Below are 23,424 nucleotides of genomic sequence, written 5' to 3' on the forward strand. Positions count from 1 at the left end.
ATAACATCACCGCTGGCCCACTGAGTGTAGGGCAAGGCGGTAGCAACCGGTAGCGCTAAAACGATAAAGGCCACAACCCTTGCGGGCAATGGCCTTTGTAGTAAACGCAGTGGTGTATTAGTGGCTCAGTTCAAGTAGCAGCTTGTTCAGGCGCTGCACATAGAGCGCCGGGTCTTGCAGCTGGCCACCCTCTGCCAAATGGGCCTGATCAAACAGCACCTGGGCCAAATCCACAAAGCGCTCTTCATCCGGCTCCTGATCCAGCTTTTGCAATAGCGGGTGCTCGGGGTTCATTTCGAAAATGGGTTTGGCCTCGGGCACCTTCTGGCCCGCCTGCTCAAGCAAACGACGCATCTGTGCACCCATATCCTGCTCACTCACCACCAAACACGCCGGTGAATCAGTCAGGCGGTGGGTTACGCGCACTTCTGATACTTTTTCATCCAATGCCTTCTTCACACGCTCAATCAAATCGGCGTGAGTTTTGGCACTTTCTTCCTGCGCCTTTTTCTCTTCTTCTGAATCCAGCTCACCTAAATCGAGCGCACCTTTACCCACATCCTGGAAGGCTTTGCCGTCAAAATCTACCAAGTGACCCATCAACCACTCGTCGATGCGATCGCTGAGCAACAATACTTCGATGCCCTTCTTGCGGAAGATTTCAAGGTGGGGGCTGCTCTTGGCGGTATTGAAGTTGTCTGCGGCCACATAGAAGATTTTCTTCTGCTCGGGCTTCATGCGGGCCACGTAATCCTCAAGAGACTGATCTTGCGCCGGCTGATTGGTATGGGTTGTGGAGAAACGCAAGAGCTTGGCAATTTTTTCGCGGTTGGCAAAATCTTCAGCTGGCCCCTCTTTTAATACCTGGCCAAACTCTTTCCAGAACTCGGCGTATTTTTCAGCGTCGTTTTTCGCCATTTTAGACAGCATATCCAGCACGCGCTTGGTAAGCGCCGAGCGCATGGCGTCGATATTTGGATCCTGCTGCAAAATTTCACGAGACACGTTCAGCGACAGGTCGTTGGAATCTACCACGCCCTTGATGAAACGCAGGTACAGTGGCAAAAATTGCTCTGCGTCATCCATGATGAAAGTGCGCTGCACATAAAGCTTAAGGCCGCGCGCCGCATCGCGGTTGTACATATCAAAGGGCGCCCGGGCAGGCACATACAGCAGGCTTGTGTAATCGAGCTTACCTTCAACCTTGTTGTGGCTCCAGGTTACCGGGTCTGCATGATCGTGCGAGACATGTTTGTAGAACTCTTTGTACTCATCGTCTGAAACCTCGGTGCGCGAGCGCGTCCACAAGGCGGTGGCGGAGTTAATGGTTTCATACTCGGGCGCTGCGTCTTTGGCAGGCTTGTCAGATTCATCATCGGCCACATCGTAGTTAACCTTTTGCATTACTACGGGAATGGAGATGTGATCTGAGTATTTCTTGATGATAGAGCGCAAACGCCAGTTGTCGGCGAAGTCTTTTTCGTCATCTTTCAGGTGCAGCACAATAGACGTGCCACGGGTTTCACGCGCCACATTTTCAACGGTAAATTCTGCCTCACCGTTACACACCCAGTGCACACCTTCGCTGGCAGGCGCGCCGGCGCGACGGGTAAACACTTCTACTTCCTTTGCCACAATGAACGAGGAATAAAAGCCCACGCCAAACTGGCCAATCAGGTGCGCGTCTTTTTTCTGATCACCGGTTAATTTTTCGAAAAACTGCGAGGTACCGGATTTGGCAATGGTACCCAGGTTTTCAATAACTTCATCGCGCGACATACCGATGCCGTTATCAGAGATGGTTACGGTGCCTGCGTCTTTATCGAATTCTACGGTAACTTTTAAATCTGAATCACCTTCAAACAGGCTGTCGTCAGAAAGTGCTTCAAAACGCAGCTTGTCTACGGCGTCGGAGGCGTTGGAAACCAGCTCGCGCAGAAAAATCTCTTTGTTGGAGTACAAAGAGTGAATCATCAGGTGCAACAGCTGCTTGGCTTCTGTCTGAAATCCGCGGGTTTCTTTTTGGGCGTCAACGCTCATGCGTGCAAACTCCTGTTAACTGTACGTCGATTGCGGCCACGCCGGCAGAGGCTGCGTGGCTAAAATTCAACCAACCCGAAGGCTGGCAGCCGGGAAGCCCGCGTTTAACACACGGGCACATGGCGCATGGCGCCGTAATGGCAACTAAATGGGGGCGCCTCGAAGGATTTCAAGGCGCAAGTTGAGGCTTAATCGCCTAGCAGAAAATGCGCACGGGCGCGCGCGATGGGCTCTTCTTCACGGGTTTGCCAGGCGCTGATGCCGATATTGACAAGCCTGCGGCCCTGGCGCACGACATCGCAGCTTACCCAGGTATCCTTGAGCTTGCCGGCACGCACGTAATCAATGGAGAAATCTACGATCTTGGGCACCTTGAGGGTGTCCATGGTCATCAATAAATGCAGTGCTGCCGCGGTCTCCATGCACCCGCCAATGGCGCCGCCGTGCAAGGCTGGCAGGGTTGGGTTGCCCACATTGCCAGGTGATGCCGGCATAAGGAATCTAAGCCCCTGTGCCGTTTGATGGGCCTGAACGCCAAGCAAGCGGGCATAGGGAATTGCATCGGTTAACAGCGCCGGCCGCGCGCTCGTGCGCGCTTCACGCACCAGGCTTGCGAAATCTCCTTTATTGCTCATTGCTGGGCCTCCAGGCTGTCTATGGCCTGTGCGATTTGGGCGGCCATCTGAGCGGCAATGGCCTTATCCAGGCGCGAAAAATTGGCCACACAGTGGGCCACGGGCTTGGCGCGGTCCTCGTGATAGGCAACCCCGCGGGTAAATATCACCTGATCTGTTACGCGGTACACCTCCCCTTCGGCAAAGAGGGTTTTACCGGGGGTTGCAGGGCGCATGTAATCAATGCGCAAATCCATGGTGGGGCATAGCTCTGGCTGCGCCAGTGCCGTGACCGTGGCAAAGCCACAACAGGTATCGAGCATGGTGGTGAGCACACCGCCGTGTATCACGCCGGTATCAGGGTTGCCTACCAGGTGTTCGCCGTAGGGTAGGCGCACGCGCACACGGCCAGCCCCAACGTGATCGATAGCCAGGCCCAATTGGTGGAAGTGATCGCCCTTGTTCACGCTCACCATCATCTCAAAGAGCTTTCTGGCCTTGGCGGCGGGAAAGCCGGCTATGGCAGGCGCGTTATCATCGGCTGAAGGGTTGCTGGGCATGAGTGAGTAAATCCTGACGCTTAGGTTGAGCCATTATAGCCAAGCAGCTTCCTCAGGCAGTGGCGAAATCGCTCAAGCTGACAGGCAACAGGCGACGCACATGGAGCCATCACACGCTGCGGGCAATATTTAGCCAACCCAACGCCAATTGGGCACAGCCTGCCCTCAAGAATTTGGTAGACTGCGGCGCAAAATAAAGGAATACCCATGAACAGCCAATTGGTGCTGCTAATGGCCTTCGTTTACGCAGGCCTGCTATTTTTAGTGGCCTGGAAAACAGAGCGCCAGTTGCAGCTCTCGCCCACCGCAAAAGCCCTGATGTACGGCCTGTCACTGGCCGTGTACTGCTCATCATGGACATTTTTTGCAGCCGTGGGCCGGGCGGCGTCATTTGGCTGGGATTTTCTGCCCATTTATTTAGGGCCTATTCTGCTCTTTATTTTTGGCTGGCCATTTTTACGCAAGCTCAGCGTAGTCAGCCAGCGCAACCGGGTAACCTCCATTGCCGATTTTATCGGCTCACGCTACGGCAAACACCAAGGGCTTGCGGCACTGGTTACACTGCTTGCACTGGTGGGCACCCTGCCCTACATCGCCCTGCAGCTTAAAGGCGTGAGCCTGGCCTGGCACACGGTACAAATGCAAAGTGAGGTGCACAATACCAGCGCACACTTTAGCCCTAACAGCAGCCTGTTTACCGCGCTTATCATGGCGTGTTTTGCCATTTTATTTGGCACCCGCACCCTCGACGGCCCGCGCCGCCACCAGGGCCTGATTTCCGCCATTGCAGTGGAATCTGTGGTGAAACTGCTGGCCTTTTTGCTGGTGGCCGCGGCTGCCTGGCAACTGCTGAACGCACAGCAGGGCTTTAGCGAGCTGCTTGCCAACTCACCTACCCTTGGCCAGTGGCCGGCTATCAACGCCAACTTCATTACCCAAACCCTGCTGGCAGCCGGCGCCATTATTTGCCTGCCGCGCCAATACCATTTGATGTTTGTGGAACACCACAACCGCCAAAGCCTGCGCACTGCACGCTGGCTGTTACCCGGCTATCTACTGCTGTTTAGTGTGGCGGTGATCCCCATTGCACTGGCAGGCCAAGGCGTGTTCGATGCCGAAACCAGCAACGGCGATACCTGGGTTCTGCAATTACCGCTAGCGCACAATGCACCGCTGATCACAAGCCTTGCGTTTATTGGTGGCCTGTCGGCGGCCACCGGCATGGTAATTGTGGCGGCCATTACCCTTTCCATCATGATTTCCAACGAATGGGTGCTGCCGTTGTGGCTAAAATTTGGCAAGCGCGAGCACAAACAGACGGCCCAGCTAGGCAGCAATTTGCGCCAGGTGCGGCGCCTATCCATTGTGGCGGTGCTGTTAATGGGCTGGCTACTTGAGCAATTACTCTCAGCCGACAATACCCTGCCCGCCATCGGCCTGATTGCCTTCGCCAGTGCAATACAAGTGCTGCCCGCAATAGTGGCCGGCCTCTACTGGCCACGCGCGCATCGCAATGGCGTGCTGGCGGGCCTTGCCGGTGGCGCAATTACCTGGGCCTACTGCCTGCTTTTGCCGGCCCTGTTAAACGCCGAGCACCCCTGGCTGCACGCAGGGCCCGGGGGTATTAGCTGGCTAAACCCCAATGCGCTGTTCGGCCTGCACTTTGCAGACCCGCTCACCCAAGGTGTGGCCTGGAGCCTTGCGGTTAATGTGTGCCTTTTGTTGGGTATTAGCCGGGTCAGCCGCTTTCACGGTATCGACGTGCGCCAGGCGCAGGCGTTTACCCAACTGCACCGCCGCTTTCATTTGGGCGCTGAAGATTTTGAACCCAGCAACATTGAAGTGCGCCAACTGCAGGCAGTGCTTGGCCCATTGATGGGTGAGGCGCGCGCAGCCCAACTGTGGCGCGAGTGCGAGCAAAAAATTGGCCACCGCCTACTGCCTGCAGACCGCATTCCGAAGCTGATGCTGGCGCGCATGGAGACAGCGCTTGCCGCCATTGTGGGTGCGGCATCGGCCCAGCGCACGCTGGATTTACTGCGCAAACAACAACCGCTGCAACTTGAAGATTTGGTACAGCTGGTAGGCGGCAATTCCCAACAGGTACAGTTTAGCCAGGCACTGCTGCAAACCACGCTAGAGACCATAGCGCAGGGGGTGAGCGTGGTGGATGCCCAGCTGCAACTAGCGGCATGGAATAGCCGTTACGAGCAGATGTTCAGCTACCCGCCAAGGCTTTTGTACGTGGGTTGCCCCATTGCCAAGGTGTACGAGTTTAATGCCGGGCGTGGGCTCTTTGCCCAACAGGAAACCGACCTGGATGCCGCCATTCATAAACGCTTGCAGTGGTTAACCCGCGGCAAGGAATACCGCCTGACCCGCGAGCTGCCCGATGGCCGGGTAATTGAAATCCGCGGCATTCCCCTGCCCGATGGCGGCTACGTAACAACCTACACAGACATCACAGAGATGCACACACTGGTTGCAGAACTCACGCAGATCAAAACACAACTTGAAGATCGCGTCAGTGAACGCACCCAGGCTCTGCAAACGGCCAATGAATCGCTGCGCGCAGAAAACACCCGCAGAGCCCAGGCGGAACAACAATTGCAAAACGCGCACGCCAGCAAATCCCGATTCCTGGCCGCCGCCAGCCACGATATGGCCCAACCTATTAACGCCGCCCGTTTATTCGTAGAAGCCCTAAGCCAACAGGCCAAGCAACAAGATTTAAACACTATGCAACAAGGCCTGCACGCCGTGGCTGATGCGCTGGATTCGTGCGAACAATTAATTGAAGCGCTGCGCGAAATGGCGCGCCTTGAAAGCGGCAAGCTCGCACCCAACCCCAACGCATTTTGCATAGCGGAGCTGCTCACGCCCCTCTGCCGTGAATTCACTGCGCTGGCGACGCAAAAAGGCTTAAGTTTTCGCTGGGTGCCCAGCCAATGCTGGGTGCACACAGATGCCTCTCTGGTGCGGCGCATTGTGCAAAACTTTTTATCAAACGCTATTAACTACACCCAAAAAGGCCGCGTACTATTGGGCTGCAGGCGCGCCAAAAATACACTGTGGGTACAAGTGTGGGATACCGGCCGCGGCATTGCGCCTGCAGACCAGCAGCGAATATTTGACGAGTTTGAACGCCTTGCCAGCACCCAGCCAGACCCTACCCAAGGCTTGGGGCTGGGCCTTGCCATCGCCAGCCGCATGGCCCAGCAGCTGGGGCTGCCCATCAAATTACTCTCGGTGCCCGGCAAGGGTTCTGTATTTTCCATTGGCCTGCCATTAGTGCGCCCTGGTGCGACCATCAAAACAGAAGAGCCTGCCGCCAGTGAACTGCAAGGGCTTCGCGTTTTGTGTATTGATAACGATCCACGCATTCTCGCAGGCCTCGATGCCCTGCTTACCCAATGGGGCTGTGAGACGTTTTGTGCACAAGATGCATCGGGTGCGCAGGCGGCACTTGACGCAACCGCTGTGCACGCAGGTTTACCGGCAACATCTGCATTGCCCGATATTATTCTGGCAGATTTCCATTTGGATCATGGCGCCAACGGCGTATGGGCAATTGAACAATTACAAAACAACTGGGAGGCGCCCGTAAAGGCCATTGTGATAAGCGCAGACACCAGCGATGCCGTGCGCAATCAGGTACGTGCAAGCGGCCACAGTTTTTTAAGTAAACCCGTACAACCTGCGGCCTTACGCAACAGCCTGCGTAGCCTCTCTCGCCGTTAAACGCCGCTGTTTTGCACTGCCTTAGCGAAACTTCACCCAAGGTGCGCTATTTAACAGCAAGCGCCTGTAAACTCAGCACCGCCTGGGTGCGTGAGTTCACGCCCAGCTTGCGGTAAATCTCTGTGGCGTGGGCTTTTACGGTTGCCTCGGTAACTTGCATTTGCGAGGCAATCTGTTTGTTTAGCAGCCCCTGTGACAATAACGAGGCCACGCGAAACTGCTGCGGCGTGAGCGTGGCCAGCACGCCGGCCACGGCCTCCTCCTCGCGGGTATCAAGGGCTGCCGGGCTAAACCCTGCCGGCAACCATCGCCCGCCTGCCAATACCGCATCAATGGCCGTTTGAATAGTGGCCATTGAACTGCTCTTTGGTAGAAATCCTGCCGCTCCGTGGCGCAATGCGCGGGTCATCACCTCGGTTGTGGCATCGGCAGACACCATCATCACCGGGATTTCCGGGAAGTGGGCGTTCATGTGAATCAACGCCGAAAAGCCACTGGCGCCGGGCATGTGTAGATCCAGTAACAATAATGCAATGGTACGCTGGCCCTCGACCACAGGTGCAATGGCATCCACACACTCGGCCTCAAGCACTTTGGCCTGTGGGTGGCCGGCCTCAATCGCCTGGCGCAAGGCAAGGCGAAATAACGGGTGATCATCGGCTACCACAAAGGTCTTTTGTTGGGTGCTTGGCATTGCTCCACCTTGGCACTTGTGCAGTTTTTATTGGTTATTGTAAATAAGTGGCCATTGTAAACCCAATTGCCGCGCCTCTCACCCGGCACGGTGCCTGTATTGACGCCCGGCTTCGACCAATGTCCAATGGTGCCATATACCGCTTGGCTTCACACTGGCCACACAATAACAATAGAGGTAATAGCTCATGGCATTTCAATCCAAGGCCGACCAGGTTGCCTACTGGAAGGCGAATCTCAAACTCATGTTGGCACTGCTGCTGATTTGGTTCAGCGTCTCCTTCGGATGCGGCATTTTACTGGCCGACACCTTAAATCAATTTCAATTTTTTGGATTCAAACTGGGTTTCTGGTTTGCCCAGCAAGGGGCCATTTACACCTTCGTGGTGCTGATTTTTGTGTACGTTCGCGCCATGAACGCGCTCGATAAAAAATTTAACGTACAGGAAGACTGACGCCCATGGACATTCAAAGCTGGACATTTTTATTGGTGGGCCTGTCGTTTGCGCTGTATATCGGCATTGCAGTGTGGGCCCGTGCAGGTTCCACCAACGATTTTTACGTAGCCGGTGGCGGCGTACACCCGGTGGCCAACGGCATGGCCACCGCGGCAGACTGGATGAGCGCCGCATCGTTTATTTCAATGGCCGGGCTTATTTCCTTCATGGGCTATGACGGCGGTGTGTACCTCATGGGTTGGACCGGCGGCTATGTGCTGCTGGCACTGTGCCTTGCCCCTTACCTACGAAAATTCGGCAAATTTACCGTGCCGGATTTTATTGGTGATCGCTACTACTCACAAACCGCACGCACCGTGGCAGTTTTTTGCGCGATTTTTGTATCGTTTACTTATGTTGCCGGCCAAATGCGCGGCGTGGGTGTGGTGTTTTCCCGTTTTTTGGAAGTAGAAATTTTTTGGGGTGTGATCATCGGCATGGGCATTGTATTTTTCTACGCTGTGCTCGGCGGGATGAAAGGCATCACCTACACCCAAGTTGCCCAGTACTGCGTGATGATTTTCGCCTACATGGTGCCGGCGGTTTTTATCTCCATCATGATGACCGGCCACGTGTTCCCGCAATTGGGTTTTGGCGCTGAACTGCTCACCGAGCCCGGCGTTTACATGCTTGAAAAGCTCGATGGCCTTAGCCAAGAGCTGGGCTTTGCCGCCTACACAGATGGCAGCAAAAGTACTGCGGATGTCTTTTTTATTACCGCAGCGCTGATGGTGGGTACCGCCGGCCTGCCCCATGTGATTGTGCGTTTTTTTACGGTACCCAAAGTGCGCGACGCCCGAAAATCTGCCGGCTGGGCATTGCTGTTTATTGCCGTGCTCTACACCACGGCGCCCGCCGTGGCAGGCTTTGCACGGGTCAACATGATTGAAACCATCAACGGTGTAGATGGCCAGGGCACCCCGCACGCCGAGGCACCCAGCTGGATCACCAACTGGGAGCAAACCGGCCTGATTAGCTGGACCGACAAAAACGACGACGGGCGCATGTTTTACGCCGCCGACGAGCGCAACGAAATGGCGGTAGATCGCGATATTATGGTGCTTGCCAACCCTGAAATCGCAAACCTGCCCGCCTGGGTCATTGCCTTGGTGGCGGCAGGCGGGGTGGCGGCTGCGCTATCAACGTCTGCAGGCCTGTTGCTGGTAATTTCCACCTCGGTTTCGCACGATTTGTTAAAGCGCAACCTGATGCCTGATATTACCGATAAACAGGAGTTGTTTTACGCGCGGCTGGCGGCGGGCATCGGCGTATGTATTGCAGGATACTTAGGCATAAATCCGCCAGGTTTTGTGGCGCAGGTGGTGGCATTTGCCTTCGGGCTTGCGGCTTCGAGCTTCTTCCCGGCCATTATTCTGGGCATTTTTTACAAACCCATGAACAGCCAAGGCGCCATTGCCGGCATGGTGACCGGCATTACCTTTACGGCGGCGTACATCATTTACTTTAAGTTCATTGCACCGCAATACAATGCCCCGCAACATTGGTGGTTTGGTATCTCGCCCGAGGGCATAGGCACACTGGGCATGCTCTTGAACTTCACCGTGGCGCTGGCAGTTAACCGCATAACGCCACCTGCACCTGCTCACATCCAGGAGCTGGTAGAGACCATTCGCTACCCGCAAGGTGCCGGGGATGCAACGCACCAATGACGTGACTTAAAAAAACCGGCGCGAGGCGCCGGTTTTTTATTTTCCAATAGCATTCACCGCAAACCCCAGCTCACTCTCCCGCCAGCTCGCACTTTCGAAAGATATCCAGCCCCACATTCATGTGCGATTCCAGCAAGGTATTGAGCGCACGGTAAAACATGGCATCTGAGCGGGCTTCAAAGCGCTGGCGGGGGTCTGCGGTGTTAAAAAAGCTTACATGCTCTTGATCGCGCTTTAGGGTTAACGCCCAGGTGGTGGCGGTGTTATCTTCATTAACAACCAGATACAAGCGATGATTTTTACTTTGCACAAGTTTCTCTGTGGCCACCACCTCATCCATATAAAACGCGCCTTGCAAAAGTGCAAGCTTCGTTTCATCACGGGTTTCCCAGTATTCGTGCGCGCTGGTTTCAGTACAAAAATCTACCCGGAATGCCTGCCATTGGGCATCGGCCAAATCGGGCGCAGTTTGCTGCTCACAGCCCACAAGCCACCCACTCAATACGAGGGCTGCAAATGTTACATAGAATCTGTTATTGCGAATTTTGGGGCCAAACATAGTGCGCACACCCTGATTGAAATCAACGTTGGCCAACATCTTAACAAATTCGCCACCCTCAGGTTAGGCCCACAAATCCCACAACAACTTGGCTGATAAGGTGAGCGAAAGCGTGACTAACAAGGGTTTCACCAGCGCCGCACCTTTTGCAAACACAAGTTTTGCACCAAGCCGCCCACCCACAAACTGGCCCACGGCCATCACGAGCCCCACCAGCCAAACCACCTGCCCGCCCAAGGCAAAAAATACGAGTGAGGCCAGATTAGAGGTGAAATTTAACAATTTGGTATGGGCCGTGGCCCGGCGCAAGCTCATGCCCGCTAGGCTAATAAAAGCCAACGCATAAAATGAACCCACACCGGGGCCAAAAAAGCCATCGTAAAAACCACAGCCAGTGCCAATTAACAACGCGAATGCCATAGAGGATAACCGGGGCGCGCCATCGGTATCACTCATGCGTGGTGAAAACAAAAAGTAGCCCGACATGGCAATGAGCATGATGGGCAATAGCCACTGCATCATGCGGGTATCTACCTGCTGTACCAACAGGGTACCGATTGCACTGCCAGCAAAAGTGCACAGCAAGGTAAATACCATGGGCCCGAGGCGAATGAGGCCACGGCGCCAGAAGAACACGGTAGCGGAAAACGAACCGAAGCTTGCCTGCAGTTTATTGGTGGCCAGCGCCTGGGCAGGTGTCATACCGCAGGCCAAGAGCGCGGGTACCGTAAGTAAACCGCCACCTCCGGCAATGGCATCCACTGTGCCTGCCACCAGCGCCACACACAGCAATAACAGCAAAGTGGTGATTTCTATTTCCATGCACAGCACCCATAAGAAAGGGGCGCAAGGCCCCTTAATTTGATTACATTTGCGAGTGACTTTCGGTGTTTACATCAGTAACCGGTACCTCTGGGCAACAGCTGCCGATGCACCAACGCCATCGCGCTCGGTGTAAATCACTTTGCCGCTTTCGGCGGGCAGCGACGCTCGCCGGCCGCCAAGCATGCCTCAACCGAGGCTTGGCGAACACCCTGGAACTCGTTCATGGGTGCCCAGCGGGGGTAGATATCGCTGGTGGCCAAGGCCAGGCCTACGTCAAAATAAAGCTGGGTGTCTTCGGCGGCACCGCGCAGGTCCCAGTTGGCGTCGTACTCGTCTGCGGGCTTGTGATAGCGGTGCTTGCCGTAATCAGCCGATTGCTCCACGCCGTACTCGCGCCCGTGTTCGCGGTGCTCTTGGCCACCCTCGGCATAGATTACAGGCACACCCACTTTGGAAAGATTAAAGTGGTCCGAGCGGTAGAAGTAGCCCTTCTCGGGTGTGGGTTCGCGCACCAGTTTACGGTTCTGTTTAGCGGCGGCCTCGGCAAGTAGATCCTGCATTTGGCTGGCGCCATAGCCAATCACTACTACGTCGTCCATTGGGCCATTGACGTTCATGGCATCCATGTTGATACCGCCCACAGTTTTGTAGGGTTTGAACACGGGATTCTGGCTGTAGTAGGCCGAGCCCAGCAGGCCGGATTCTTCGGCGGTAACCGCCACAAACAATATGCTGCGCTCAAGGCTTGCTTCCACCGCCATGAAGCTGCGCGCCAAGGCCAGCAATGCACTGGTGCCGGTGGCGTTATCTACTGCGCCGTTGAAAATCACATCTTGCCCGTCGGCACCCGGCTTTTTGCCCAGGTGATCCCAGTGCGCCATGTATACCACTACCTCATCCGAGCGCTTGTGGCCGGGAATCATGGCCAGCACATTGCGGCTTTGTGAATACTTGTGGGTAAGCTCAAGGCTGGTTGACGCTTGGGCATCAAGCGCTACCGGGGCGAAATCAGCGCGGCCAGCGGCTGCTTTGAGCGCCTCAAAATCCTGGCCTGCGGCTTCAAACAAGGCACTGGCGGCATCGCTGCTTATCCAGCCTTCTACCGCTACACGGGCAGCACCTTTATTTTCTGTGGCCAGGCTGATCTGATCGCCAGACCAGCTGCCGGTAACCACTTCCCAGGGGTAACCGGCGGCACCTGTTTCATGCACAATCAACACGCCGGCGGCACCTTGGCGCGCGGCCTCTTCGTATTTGTAGGTCCAACGGCCGTAGTAGGTCATGGCATTGCCGTTGAACAGCTCGGCATTCTGGGTGGCATAACCCGGGTCGTTAACCAACACCACCACGGTTTTGCCCTTTACATCCAGGCCCTGATAATCGTTCCACTCATACTCCGGTGCCACTATGCCGTAGCCTGCAAATACCAGCTGGCTGCTCTCAAGCGACACAGTGGGCGTTTCGCGCTTGCTCCAAACCATCAGATCTTCGCCCTGGGTAAATCGCAGCGGGCTCTCAAGGCCTGTTATCTCAAGGCTTGGTTTGTTGGTAAGGGTGGCACTGACCACAGGCACTTCCTGAAACCAGCTGTCGTTATTACCGGGCACCAGCCCCAACTTGGCAAATTCATCAGCCAGGTAGCTAACGGTTTTCTCTTCACCCAGGGTGGCCGGCGCCCTGCCCTCAAATTCATCTGAGGCCAATACCGCCACGTGCTTGTGCAGATCTTCGTTAAACTGGGTGAGTTGCGCCTGGCGATCAATACTGGCCGGCGCCGCTTCAGGCGCCTTGCGCTCGTCCGTGGCCTGGCCACAGGCCGCAAGCAGTATGGCTGCAGTGGCCAAGACCAAACCTTTACAAATAGTCATCTGAGACTCCTGATAAATCCATGGATTTACTGAAAAATACCGGCCGAACCGTGAACGGTGACGCCCGGGCAGGCCCTGCAGGCCGCACACATGTGCTGTGTGGCCGCCAAAGGGCTTATTGCTGTTGTGTGAAGGAGACGGCTAAAGCGGGCAAAGCCTCAAGGGCGTGGATTCTTAAACGCTTAGGGCGTCACATTTTCAGCCCGGGTTTGGGCGCCGCACGGCCTTTGAAACCACGGCCTCTGGCATGCGTTCGCCATCTTGCGCCACTAACCGGCAAAACCCTATAAATTGCGCGGTTTTTTTTGACGCAAAAATTCACTAGGCTAGGCACGCCCTGCTATTGCTTAGCCCAAGGATGTACCCGTGCCTGATCGCACTTTCCCCAATCACCTACTCAAGGCACTTGCCCACCGCAAACAACGGGCGCTTCTGCAAACCCGCGATGAGCACGGCGATATTTTCGTGTATGAACAATACGGCAAGCGGGTGCTCACCTTTGATGAGCGCTTTGAACAAAGCGCCATGGATTTACAGCACCCGCAGCTGCCAAGCCATCGCTACATTCGCGCCATGTTGCTGGCACTGGCACTGTGTGAGCCGCCTGGCCGGGCGCTGCATCTGGGCCTGGGCGGCGGCGCGCTCATCAGAGCCATGGCGGCCATATGCCCCGCGTGCGAGCACACGGCGGTAGAGCTGCGCTCAAGCGTGAAATTAATTGCAGAACAATACTTTCTTGCCCCGCCACTGCTGCCAGCCGGCACACAGCTGCGCATTCATTGCGACGACGCCCGGCGGTTTGTCAAAACCCAGGCCGCCCGTGGCATTGCCTACGATATGATTTTTTCAGATATTTACTTAGCCGGCGGCATGGATGTTCACCAACGTTCAGAACGCTACCTGGCCGATTGCGCTCAATCACTGTCACCCAGGGGCTGGCTGGTATTGAACTACACACAACTGCCGCGCTTTGACGACCCGAGCTTCAAGGCCTTGGGCATGCACTTCAACGAGGTGCTTATTGCCGGCGTGGAGGCGGCAAACTATGTGGTTTTTGCAGGCAAGCAAGCCCTGGCCCGGCCGCTCGCGGCGCTGGCCCCGCAGGCTGCCACGCTGGGCAGTCAGGTTGGCATTGATTTAATGCGCCAGTTTAAGCACTTGCAGCAGCTGAAGGACTTTTTTGAGCCTGTATAGCCACAGGCAGGCTGTAGTAGCGGCGGTAGATTTCAGTATAACGCGCATACTCGGTATGCCACTGGCTGTCGCTCCAGCCCAACTCTTCAATACACAACTCCCGCACCGGTTCCATAATGGCTTCGCCCCCATTTGGCAGCAGTAGCCCCAGGGTGGTACGGCGCAACATTAAATCGTCCAGGTGTTGTACCTGCTCATGGCGTAGCGCCCAGCGGCAATCGGCGAAACTGTAGCGTGTATCGGAGATGGGAATCAGTTCATCGGCACGACCTTGTGCATGGCTTTGCTGCACGATGTCTGATGCTGCATCGCCATAGCGTGCAAGGTATTCGCAGGCCAGCTCGCAGCCTTGCTCCAGCAACGTCATAGGCGTAACACTGGTGGCGCGCACAAAAGGCACCTCGGGCTTGCGGGTAAATCGGCCTGATTGCGTGCCCGGCAGGGATTCGGCCACAGCGTTCAGCACATCTTCGGCAATCACGCGGAAGGTGGTTAACTTGCCGCCACTGACGGTAATCAACCCCTGATCAGACCATACCGCATGATCGCGACGCTCTTTAGACGGATCTTTGGATTTTTCTGACCCGATGATCGGGCGCACGCCAGACCAGGTTGAAATAATGTCTTCACGCATCAAGCGCGCACCGGGGAAGGCCGTATTGGCCGCCATGAGCAGGTAATCCACTTCCTGCTCGGTAATGTGCGCTTCTATATCAAGATCTTCTGAGTGATCCAGGTCGGTTGTGCCGATCACGGTTTTACCGGCCCAGGGGTAGATAAAGTGGTAGCGACCATCTAGCGGATGCATCAATGTGAGCGCGCCGGTAACCCGCAAACGTTTTTGACTCACCAGAATATGACTGCCGCGCTGCGGGCGCACGCGGCGCTCCAAATTCACTTCATTGCGCAGCCTGTCTGCCCAGGCGCCGGTGGCGTTTACAACGGCCAAGGCGTGTACTTCTGCGGTTTGCAAGCTGACCTTATTAACCAGTTGCACGCCGCACACCCGGCCATCGTGCTTTAACAGTTGCTCGGCCTTGCAGTAATTAATACACACAGCGCCCAGGTGCTGCGCCTCGGCAATCATGCGCTGTACCAAGCGGCTGTCGTCAGTAATGGCATCAGTATAATGGTAGGCACCGCTATGAATTAAACGGTTAAAACCGGGCATTTCGAGGCCGAGCTGATTAGCGGGCACATGCCAGTGGTTGGTAATGCCGGCCAGCCAATCGTATAGACGTAGCAACAATTTAACGGCAAAACGCGGTGGCGCTTTCGGACCCAGTACGTAGTAATAACTCATCCGTTCGATGAGGCCCGGTAATGCGCCCAGTAAAAACTCACGCTCGGTTAAGGATTCACGGGTTAAGCTGAAATCGCCTTGGGCCAAATACCTGAGCCCACCATGCACCATTTTCGATGAACGGCTTGAGGTACCCCAGGCAAAATCGCGCTGCTCAACCAGCAGCACCTTCAGGCCCCGGCGTGCAGCAGTCTGCGCAATACCGGCACCGGTAATGCCACCGCCCACCACAACCAAGTCCCACTGCTGGCCCGGCTGGCAAATGTTTGCCCAGTTATCGTTGCGATTTTGCAACATTCATCCCCTACCCAGAGCGCTTTAAATACACGTGCAATGTGTATCTTTACTGCATACGTTATAGCAGCAAATACCCCATGTTGATACGCAACCCCGGCTCATACTTACGCCAATAGATCTGGCTTTGTTGAGCATGGGAAAATGAAAATGGCGCCAAGCAATCTTGGGCGCCATTGATAGAAATGCGAGCTCGCTTTATTCAAGTGCATCCTGAATAAAATTATTACCCTCGCACGCCGGGCGGCTCAAAAAGATTTCCGAGGAATCAACCAATGCAACTTTGGAAAGGAACGAGCGCCCAAGCAGTACTGAGTAATTGAATTTGCTGCGATTGGCAAGGCTAAACTCCGTGCGGTACACCTGGTGGTATAGGCAAAAGTTCATGGCAACCACTGGCCGGGTGATATTTTTGGCTCCGTGGCGTTTAATCACCACTTCACGCGTCAACGGCCCTTCAAGGCGGTGAGTCTCTTTCTTTTTGGTATCCAGGTTGGTGTCGGTAAAATCAAAACGTACCCAGGTTTTGCCATCTTTTTTAAAGTACTCGATGTTCTTCGCATGTAAAGACGACGTTTTGGCACCTGTGTCCAGTTTGGCTTTAATGCGCATGTCAGCAGGCAGCAACTGCACAGATTCCAGCCAACCCACCACCATTTTGGGCGCACGGGTGGGTGCCTCCGCTAATAGCTGGGTTGCCCCGAGTGTGCACACCAAGCCCAAACACAGCTGCCTTACACCTTTAAACATCATCAATACCCCAACATTCTCACTGAATTTATTGCCGCATGACGGCCAACCTTAAGGCAAAGACTCCACATCCTCACCGAAGTTCCGGTCTTTGCCGAAAGCCGCCAACCAAGTCACACTGGCCACACCACAAGGCCCGCAGCATATATCACTCGGCAGGCCTTGTGCCACGGGCTCTCACAGCAATTGCACCGGCCAAGGAAAAGCTGGCCAGGCCCAAAATCAACCCCTACCATACTACCTAACGCCAACATCCAGGACGCCCGCCCATGCCCGCCCCACGCCGTTACAGGCTTAGCCGCCTGATCCTGAAAATTTACGGCCTGTATCTGTTGATAACTATTGGCGTGGTGATGCCGCTGTTAAATGCCGCACTAAAACCCTTATACCTTGGTCAAACCGGCAGGGAGTTAACTTATCAACTGGTGGGTTTTAACCCTTTTACGTTGGGGCTTTTCGGCTATGGCCTGGCTGATCACAACCCAGACGGGAGCCTGCTGTGGGGAGTGCAAAACCTGCAGCTCAATCCGTCGCTGGTAGCCAGCGCCCGCTACGGCGCCATAGGTATCGATGAAGTAAGGCTTATGGGCCTTGAGGTGCACCTGGAGCAAACCCACGCCCATGGGTTTAACTTTTCAGACATACTCACCCACCGTAAAACCCTGGCACCGGAAACGCCACCGCAAGCTGAGGATGCGCAAGCCCCCTTCACCTTGCCGCGCCTGTGGATTGGTGAATTTGAGCTAGATGCCCGGCAACTCGCCTTTACCGACAGTGCCCGCAACAAGCCGTTTACCACAGGCCTTAAGGATTTCCATTTTATACTGAACGACTTCTCAACCCTTAACCCCGAGGGCGATGGCTATAAGCTCAAGGCCACCAGCGCCCAGGGCGGCCAAATTGAATGGCGTGGTGATATTGCCACCACGCAGGCAAAAACCTGGGGCGAGTTTTCGCTGAGCCACTTCTCGCTCATCCCCCTGTGGCAATTTATGGAGCCGCAATTGAACTTTGCCTTGCACCAAGGTGAACTCAATTTACGCGGCCACTACGAATTCGACTGGTCTGACGGCGTGCAATGGCGCATTAAAAATACGCAAATCGCAGTAGATCACCTAAACCTGACCCAGCAACAAAACATCGCCCGTGGGCTGCCGCCCAGCACCTTACGTTGGGATTCACTTAACATCCAAATCGTGGGTATCAACAGCAAAGACCGGCAAGCCGATGTCGCAACCGTTGCGCTGTCTGGCTTGAATATACGCAGCGGCCACAGTGGCGCGCGCGTTGGGCTCGCGGATACGTTTGCGCTTAAAAACCAAAAAGCGGCGCAAGATGAGCCGCAATATTCAGGCACACCGGCACAGCCAATCAACCCTTGGCAGCTTAATATTGGCGAGGCGCAACTACGGGCGGCTAGCACACTCTGGCGCGTGCCTGAGCTAGATGATCGCGATGTTAAACTAAGCCCCATCAACCTGACGCTCAAGGGCTTTAATCTGGGCAAGGCGCCGGCCAATTTCACTGCAAGCCTGAGCATTGATGACACAGCGACACTTACAAGCGCTGGCCAGCTGACACTGCAAGATCAATCACTCACGGTAAACTCAAGCCTTGAAAACCTGCCGCTGGCATGGGCCAACCCACTAGTAGACAACCAATTGCTGGCAAAAATATCAACTGGCCATCTTGCGCTTAGCAATCAACTGGTTATTGCACAAGGCACACTTACCCAAGCCCGGGCGGGTTTTACAATTAGCGACCTGTTAATTACAGACCACAAGCAGCTACCACTGGCCAGCGCTGAATCTATTGCGCTGGATGAATTAGTGTTTAATGCCAAAGAAAATCATCTTGCCGCCAATCGATTAAGCGTTAATAAACTGTCAGGCGCTCTGCAAATCAATGCCGATGGCACTACCAACATCCAAGCGCTGCTAAAAGCTCAGCCTCGGCAACCAACGCAAGCGCAGCCGCAACCAACGCTGCCAGCCCATAAGCCGCTGCAGTGGCAACTCAATGAAGTGCTTGTGCAGCAGGCACAGGTTGATTTTACCGACCAAACGCCCCTTTCAACCTTTAGCACCCGCATACAATCTTTGGATGGCAAAATTACCCACATCAGCAGTGAGGCCAATACACCTTGGGTGGTTGATCTAAAAGGCAATGTGGATGGCTATGCGCCGGTAGATTTGCGCGGCAGTGCACGCCCGCTGCTAAGGGAACCGGCCATGGACATGGCGCTCAATTTTACCGCCATGGATTTAGCCGTGTTTAACCCCTACTCCACTACCTTTACCGGCTGGCACATTGAAAAGGGGTTGCTGTCTGTGCACTTACAATACCAGCTACAAGACGCGCGCATAGTGGGTGCCAATCAGGTAATACTTGATCAACTTACTTTGGGCGAGCGGGTAGATTCGCACAGGCTCCTGGACATTCCCTTGCGGTTGGCGCTTGCACTTTTAACCGATGAACAAGGTGTGGCGGATTTGTCTGTACCGGTGAAAGGCACAACCGACGACCCAAATTTCAGCCTGGCGGAAGTGATTTGGTCGGCGCTGCGCAACAGCATCATGAAGCTTGTAACCGCACCCTTTAACTTGCTTGCATCACTCGTGGGTAGCGAGGAAGACCTGGGTGAAATCTCCTTTGCACCCTTAAGCAGCGAACTGTCGCCTGCGGCCAAGGCCAAGCTCCATACACTCTCTAAAGCGCTGGAGCTGCGGCCACAATTGCAACTGGAGATCAGTGGCGACATCAATCACCGCCTGGAGAGCAACGCACTCAAGCAACAACAACTCAATGAGCATCTGCTGGCCGCGGGGCTTACCCAAGCCGACATAGACAAGCACACCGCGCAATGGCGCAGGGCTGCCTACGCGCGTTTAAAGCTGTCACCTTCAGGCACTGAGCCAGACGCCCCTGCCCTTCAGGCACAACTGCTGGCACAAATACCCGAGCCCACCGCCGCGCTGCAGGCACTTAAACAGGCACGGGCCTTAAACACCAAGCAATATCTTGTACAGGCGCTGGCAATGGATCCCACCCAGCTGTTTACCAAGTCTGACGCGGGCAAGTGCCCGCGCAATGATCGCTGCAACAAGGCGCGGGCGGTGTTTGGTGTTGCGCCCGGGCGCTAGCTTTAGCCCAAAAGTGCCTAGCCATTGCACCCCGTTACCGGCAGCCCCAAAGGGTAATGTTGGATATACGACAGGTTCGTATATCCACGCGCCGCTGAAATTGAACCTTTGCACAAGCCGCGCCACCATCAAGCCACACCCATTGACGTTCCTGCCGCTTCAACAAAACAGGCAAGATAATCGGTGCTTCTGCAGAAGCGGTAACTCTGCAACCCAAACATAAACATAAACACATTCGGGTTGTTGGTATTTTGGTTGTCTGAAAATACTTGGCGATGCCAAAAGGCATAGCCTACAGCCTGATCGCTCACACAGGGCCATCAGATGAACGCACTTACACGTGGATTAACCACACTCCTTGCAGCCAGCAGCCTTAGCCTGGCCACCCATGCATATCAAACCAATATCGTAGGCAATAGTGCCGATGTCAGCCGCTCGGTGGCGCGCGGCACCTGTTTAATGGGCGGCGGCACAGACGTAGACGATGCGTTTCGCTGGCTGAACAGCCGATCGGGCGGCGGCGATGTGGTGGTGCTGCGAACCTCCGGCTCTACCACCAGCTACAACAGCTACATTTACAACCTGGGCGGCGTGGATTCGGTTCGCACAATTTTTATTGAATCGCGCACCGATGCCAATAACAGTACCGTTGAACAATGGATTAAAGAAGCCGAGATGGTGTTCATCACCGGTGGCGATCAGTGGAGCTATTACGACCTCTGGGACGGCACCAAAATTGAATCTGCTGTGAACTACGTAATGAACACCAAAAAGGCACCTGTGGGCGGCACCTCTGCAGGCATGCACGTTTTGGGCGGGATAGACTACACCGCCCAAAACGGTGGCGTTATTTCTTCCGAAGCGCTGTATAACCCTTACGACAACCGGGTAACACTCAGGCGTAACAGCTTTTGGGAGCCACAGTATCTTGCCAACACCGTGACCGACACCCATTTCAGCCAGCGAGACCGCGAGGGGCGCTTCATGACCTTTATGGCGCGCGCAATTGCAGACTGGGGCATCAGTTACAACAACGTCAAAGGCATTGCCGTAGACGAAGCCACCGCGGCCTGCATCGACAGCGCCGGTAAAGCGCAGGTGTTCGGCAGCAACTATGCATTTTTTGCCAAAGGGTATAACGGTTCGCCGGAAGAAATCAGCAACAACCGTTCGCTGGATTGGTACCGCAACCGCCTGGCCGTGAAGGTGTATGTGGTGCGCGGCAACGCCACGGGCAGCCGCTACTTCAACGTTAGCAACTGGAGCAGTGCCAGCGGCGGCAGCTATGAATACTGGTATGTTGATCGCGGAACTTTCCGCATTCGTTAAGCGACTCTATTCACCAGGTAACAGGCACCGCACACAATGCTTGACTGCATTGTGTGCGGGCTTTTAGAACACCTACCACTAGGCGATTTTTCAAGATTCCCTTAAGGCCTTCGCGGTTCTTTCTCGAAATCGCGCTCACAATCGCGTTTGAATTAGCGCAGGAATAAGCCTCGAACTCGCGGCACTCTTTGTCTATCTTTCGATTTCGAAATTTTTTGCAAGGTGAATTACTTGCGAGTGGCGCGCAGCATCCACGCGGTTTTTTCATGCACGCGCATGCGATCAGACACCAGTGCTGCGGTAGATTCGTCATCGGCACCTTGGGCCTTGCTCAGCACCTGCCGCGCCGTGCGCACCACTTGCTCATGACCCTTGGTGAGTATGTCTACCATGGCATGGGCTGTGGGCACTTCATCCACCTCTTTAATAGAGCTTAGCTCGGCAAAGGCTTTATAGGTGCCGGGTGCGACTACATCCAAGGTGCGAATGCGCTCGGCAATATCATCCACCGCTACTGCAAGCTCTGCGTATTGCTCTTCAAACATCAAGTGCAATTCGCGAAATTGCAGGCCCGTCACATTCCAGTGAAAAAAATGTGTTTGAAGGTAGAGGGTGTAAGAATCTGCCAAAAGGTGTTTTAAACCCTCGGCTATCTCTAACCGGTCTGCCTGGGGAATACCAATATCGATACCTGTCATCTCTGCCTCCTTTAATCGCGCAAATTTAATAACGCAAGATTTAACCCTGATTACTCAGGGATTAGGTTTAACAGGGGCCAGTGTAGAACAGGCAATTAATAGCTAAAAGCAATTAGAATCTATACTGCTGATTTACCTAGACTATAACTTCAACGACTAACGGCTTGCAGGATTTGGCTGACACGCCTGCTTGTGGGGTATTCGCCGGCTGTCCAACCCAGCCTGACCACAACCGCCTCTTGGCTTGGCACAATCATCACCATCTGGGCACGATTACCCATAGCCCCGTAGGCATCTATAGGTAAATCTGGCCAGCGTAAACCCTCTGAGGCATTGTTGAGCCAAAACTGGAAACCATAACCGGTTTCATTAAGGGAGCCATTGGGTTCGCGGGCCGCACGTACGTAGTCGGCATCGAGCAGCCGCTCGCCGTTAATCTCACCTTCGTTCAGCATCAAAAGCCCCATGCGCGCCCAATCGCGCCCGCTGGCATACAAATAAGAACTGCCCACAAGGCTGCCGCCTGTGTCTGCTTCAAATACCAGGTGTTGCATGCCCATGGGGCGATACAGCGCTTCGGCCATGTAATCAACCTGGGCCTGCAGGCTATTATCGAGTTTGCGTTTCACCAAAAGCGCCAACAAATTGCTGGTGCCTGATGAATAATTAAAGTGCTGCCCGGGCGGATGCTGCAATGGTTTCTCCAGTGCGAAGCCCGCGCTGCTGGGCTGTAAAAACAGCATGTTGGTGGCGTCTTGGCCAGGCTCATATACTTCGTTAAAACCCAGGCCGTCGGTCATGGTAAGCAGGTGTTTTACGCTGAGCGAGGCGCGCTCATCCTTGGCCCACTCGGGGAACAACCGGGTCTCCTCAAGGGTGAGCTTGCCGTCTTTGATCAACCGGCCAATGGCGATGGCAGTCATGCTTTTGGCCATAGACCAACCCAACAACGGTGTTTCAGGGGTGACGCCCGGCCCGTAGGCTTCGGCAATTAACTGCCCCTTGTGCACCAGCAGTAGCGCACGGGTTTGCAGGCCCTGTGCGTTGTCTTCGTCCACAAGCGTTTCCAGCAAGGCTTGTAATTTTTCATCACCGGCTGTGAGCTGATTACCGGCAGGCCAAGGTGCCTGCACCTTGGGTAGCAGTGGCATGCGCACTGCAACCTGGGTGTGATCTTTAAATTCAATGGCGCAACCCAAGCCCTCCCGAAACTGGGCACGGCTCTGCCACCCCAGCAAGCCTGCCGAGACACTTTTGGTTTTATCGTCAAAGGTAAGTGACAGCTCATCGAGAATGGGGGAATAACTGCTGAGATCTTGCCGCGCGAGCGCCTGGTCAAAACCGGATACATAGCGCGCCGAGCACGCAAGCTTGGCGCCCATGCTGGTGGCAACCTTGGGCGCCTGGGTAAGGTAGTCTGTGCCAATCCAATATACGCTGCCCGCACCAATAGAAATCAGCGCCAACAGGCCGTAGGCAATTGCACGAAAGCTCTTCATTGTGTGTCCATCGTTCTCGAAAACCTAGGCGCGAGGCTATCAGCCGCCGATTACAAAAACAATAAAGCCCGCACAAGCCACTGCTGTCCCACAAATCTACAGGCATGGAATGTGGGGCGGAGTTTGTAACCGTCACCCGCATGGGTT

At 54.9% G+C, this 23,424-nt stretch carries 18 protein-coding genes; 6 read left to right on the plus strand and 12 right to left on the minus strand.

Annotated elements, in window-relative coordinates; translation table 11 throughout:
* Nucleotides 1-117: 117 nt before the first annotated feature.
* The 3 genes from htpG to L1F30_RS09775 form a co-directional block, all read right to left on the minus strand.
* Nucleotides 118-2,040: a molecular chaperone HtpG gene (htpG, locus tag L1F30_RS09765; RefSeq protein WP_253355743.1), complete on the minus strand. Its 1,923-nt coding sequence runs from the start codon at nucleotides 2,038-2,040 to the stop codon at nucleotides 118-120.
* Between the two features lie 188 nt (nucleotides 2,041-2,228).
* Nucleotides 2,229-2,675 (minus strand): PaaI family thioesterase, encoded by a 447-nt coding sequence (locus L1F30_RS09770; protein ID WP_253355745.1) that lies wholly within the window; start codon nucleotides 2,673-2,675, stop codon nucleotides 2,229-2,231.
* Nucleotides 2,672-3,214 (minus strand): PaaI family thioesterase, encoded by a 543-nt coding sequence (locus L1F30_RS09775; RefSeq protein WP_253355747.1) that lies wholly within the window; start codon nucleotides 3,212-3,214, stop codon nucleotides 2,672-2,674. Before L1F30_RS09775 ends, L1F30_RS09770 begins: the two co-directional genes overlap by 4 nt.
* Nucleotides 3,215-3,421: 207 nt before the next feature.
* Here L1F30_RS09775 and L1F30_RS09780 point away from each other — a divergent pair, with 207 nt between their 5' ends.
* On the plus strand, nucleotides 3,422-6,955 hold the full coding sequence (locus L1F30_RS09780; protein ID WP_253355749.1) for a PAS-domain containing protein: 3,534 nt from the start codon (nucleotides 3,422-3,424) through the stop codon (nucleotides 6,953-6,955).
* Nucleotides 6,956-7,001: 46 nt separating this feature from the next.
* Here L1F30_RS09780 and L1F30_RS09785 read toward each other — a convergent pair whose 3' ends face one another.
* The gene (locus L1F30_RS09785; RefSeq protein ID WP_253355751.1) at nucleotides 7,002-7,649 is read right to left on the minus strand and encodes a response regulator transcription factor; all 648 of its coding nucleotides are present in this window, start codon (nucleotides 7,647-7,649) and stop codon (nucleotides 7,002-7,004) included.
* Nucleotides 7,650-7,836: 187 nt separating this feature from the next.
* Between L1F30_RS09785 and L1F30_RS09790 the strand changes: the two genes are divergently transcribed.
* Together L1F30_RS09790 and L1F30_RS09795 are read left to right on the plus strand one after the other, a co-directional pair.
* Nucleotides 7,837-8,103, plus strand: coding sequence for a DUF4212 domain-containing protein (locus tag L1F30_RS09790; protein ID WP_253355753.1), 267 nt, complete (start codon nucleotides 7,837-7,839; stop codon nucleotides 8,101-8,103).
* 5 nt (nucleotides 8,104-8,108) lie between these two features.
* Nucleotides 8,109-9,815 (plus strand): sodium:solute symporter family protein, encoded by a 1,707-nt coding sequence (locus tag L1F30_RS09795; RefSeq protein WP_253355755.1) that lies wholly within the window; start codon nucleotides 8,109-8,111, stop codon nucleotides 9,813-9,815.
* Nucleotides 9,816-9,885: 70 nt separating this feature from the next.
* Here L1F30_RS09795 and L1F30_RS09800 read toward each other — a convergent pair whose 3' ends face one another.
* The 3 genes from L1F30_RS09800 to L1F30_RS09810 all read right to left on the minus strand — a co-directional run bounded on the left by L1F30_RS09800 (nucleotide 9,886) and on the right by L1F30_RS09810 (nucleotide 13,067).
* Complete coding sequence (locus L1F30_RS09800) at nucleotides 9,886-10,413, minus strand: hypothetical protein (RefSeq protein WP_253355757.1); 528 nt, start codon at nucleotides 10,411-10,413, stop codon at nucleotides 9,886-9,888.
* Nucleotides 10,414-10,437: 24 nt separating this feature from the next.
* The gene (locus L1F30_RS09805) at nucleotides 10,438-11,196 is read right to left on the minus strand and encodes a TSUP family transporter (RefSeq protein WP_253355766.1); all 759 of its coding nucleotides are present in this window, start codon (nucleotides 11,194-11,196) and stop codon (nucleotides 10,438-10,440) included.
* A 137-nt stretch (nucleotides 11,197-11,333) separates the two neighbouring features.
* Entirely contained in the window at nucleotides 11,334-13,067 is a 1,734-nt protein-coding gene (locus L1F30_RS09810) for a M28 family metallopeptidase (protein WP_253355768.1), read from the minus strand.
* Between the two features lie 366 nt (nucleotides 13,068-13,433).
* On the opposite strand from L1F30_RS09810, the gene L1F30_RS09815 reads away from it, so the two are divergent.
* Nucleotides 13,434-14,261: a spermidine synthase gene (locus tag L1F30_RS09815; RefSeq protein WP_253355770.1), complete on the plus strand. Its 828-nt coding sequence runs from the start codon at nucleotides 13,434-13,436 to the stop codon at nucleotides 14,259-14,261.
* Here the strand turns inward: L1F30_RS09815 and L1F30_RS09820 are convergent.
* Together L1F30_RS09820 and L1F30_RS09825 are read right to left on the minus strand one after the other, a co-directional pair.
* The gene (locus L1F30_RS09820; protein WP_253355772.1) at nucleotides 14,218-15,861 is read right to left on the minus strand and encodes a glycerol-3-phosphate dehydrogenase/oxidase; all 1,644 of its coding nucleotides are present in this window, start codon (nucleotides 15,859-15,861) and stop codon (nucleotides 14,218-14,220) included. The genes L1F30_RS09815 and L1F30_RS09820 overlap by 44 nt on opposite strands.
* A gap of 195 nt (nucleotides 15,862-16,056) precedes the next feature.
* On the minus strand, nucleotides 16,057-16,611 hold the full coding sequence (locus tag L1F30_RS09825) for an ATP-dependent zinc protease (RefSeq protein ID WP_253355774.1): 555 nt from the start codon (nucleotides 16,609-16,611) through the stop codon (nucleotides 16,057-16,059).
* A gap of 266 nt (nucleotides 16,612-16,877) precedes the next feature.
* Here L1F30_RS09825 and L1F30_RS09830 point away from each other — a divergent pair, with 266 nt between their 5' ends.
* Complete coding sequence (locus tag L1F30_RS09830) at nucleotides 16,878-19,751, plus strand: DUF748 domain-containing protein (RefSeq protein WP_253355776.1); 2,874 nt, start codon at nucleotides 16,878-16,880, stop codon at nucleotides 19,749-19,751.
* 128 nt (nucleotides 19,752-19,879) lie between these two features.
* Here L1F30_RS09830 and L1F30_RS09835 read toward each other — a convergent pair whose 3' ends face one another.
* Nucleotides 19,880-20,062 carry a hypothetical protein gene (locus L1F30_RS09835; RefSeq protein ID WP_253355778.1) on the minus strand — a complete coding sequence of 61 codons (183 nt, stop codon included), beginning with the start codon at nucleotides 20,060-20,062 and terminating at the stop codon, nucleotides 19,880-19,882.
* 13 nt (nucleotides 20,063-20,075) lie between these two features.
* On the opposite strand from L1F30_RS09835, the gene L1F30_RS09840 reads away from it, so the two are divergent.
* Entirely contained in the window at nucleotides 20,076-21,080 is a 1,005-nt protein-coding gene (locus L1F30_RS09840; RefSeq protein WP_253355780.1) for a cyanophycinase, read from the plus strand.
* Nucleotides 21,081-21,307: 227 nt separating this feature from the next.
* Here the strand turns inward: L1F30_RS09840 and L1F30_RS09845 are convergent, their stop codons facing one another.
* Entirely contained in the window at nucleotides 21,308-21,778 is a 471-nt protein-coding gene (locus L1F30_RS09845; RefSeq protein ID WP_253355781.1) for a Dps family protein, read from the minus strand.
* 149 nt (nucleotides 21,779-21,927) lie between these two features.
* Nucleotides 21,928-23,277 carry a serine hydrolase gene (locus tag L1F30_RS09850; protein ID WP_253355783.1) on the minus strand — a complete coding sequence of 450 codons (1,350 nt, stop codon included), beginning with the start codon at nucleotides 23,275-23,277 and terminating at the stop codon, nucleotides 21,928-21,930.
* Nucleotides 23,278-23,424: the final 147 nt, after the last annotated feature.

The organism is Simiduia sp. 21SJ11W-1 (genome assembly GCF_024138675.1).
Classification (GTDB): domain Bacteria; phylum Pseudomonadota; class Gammaproteobacteria; order Pseudomonadales; family Cellvibrionaceae; genus Simiduia.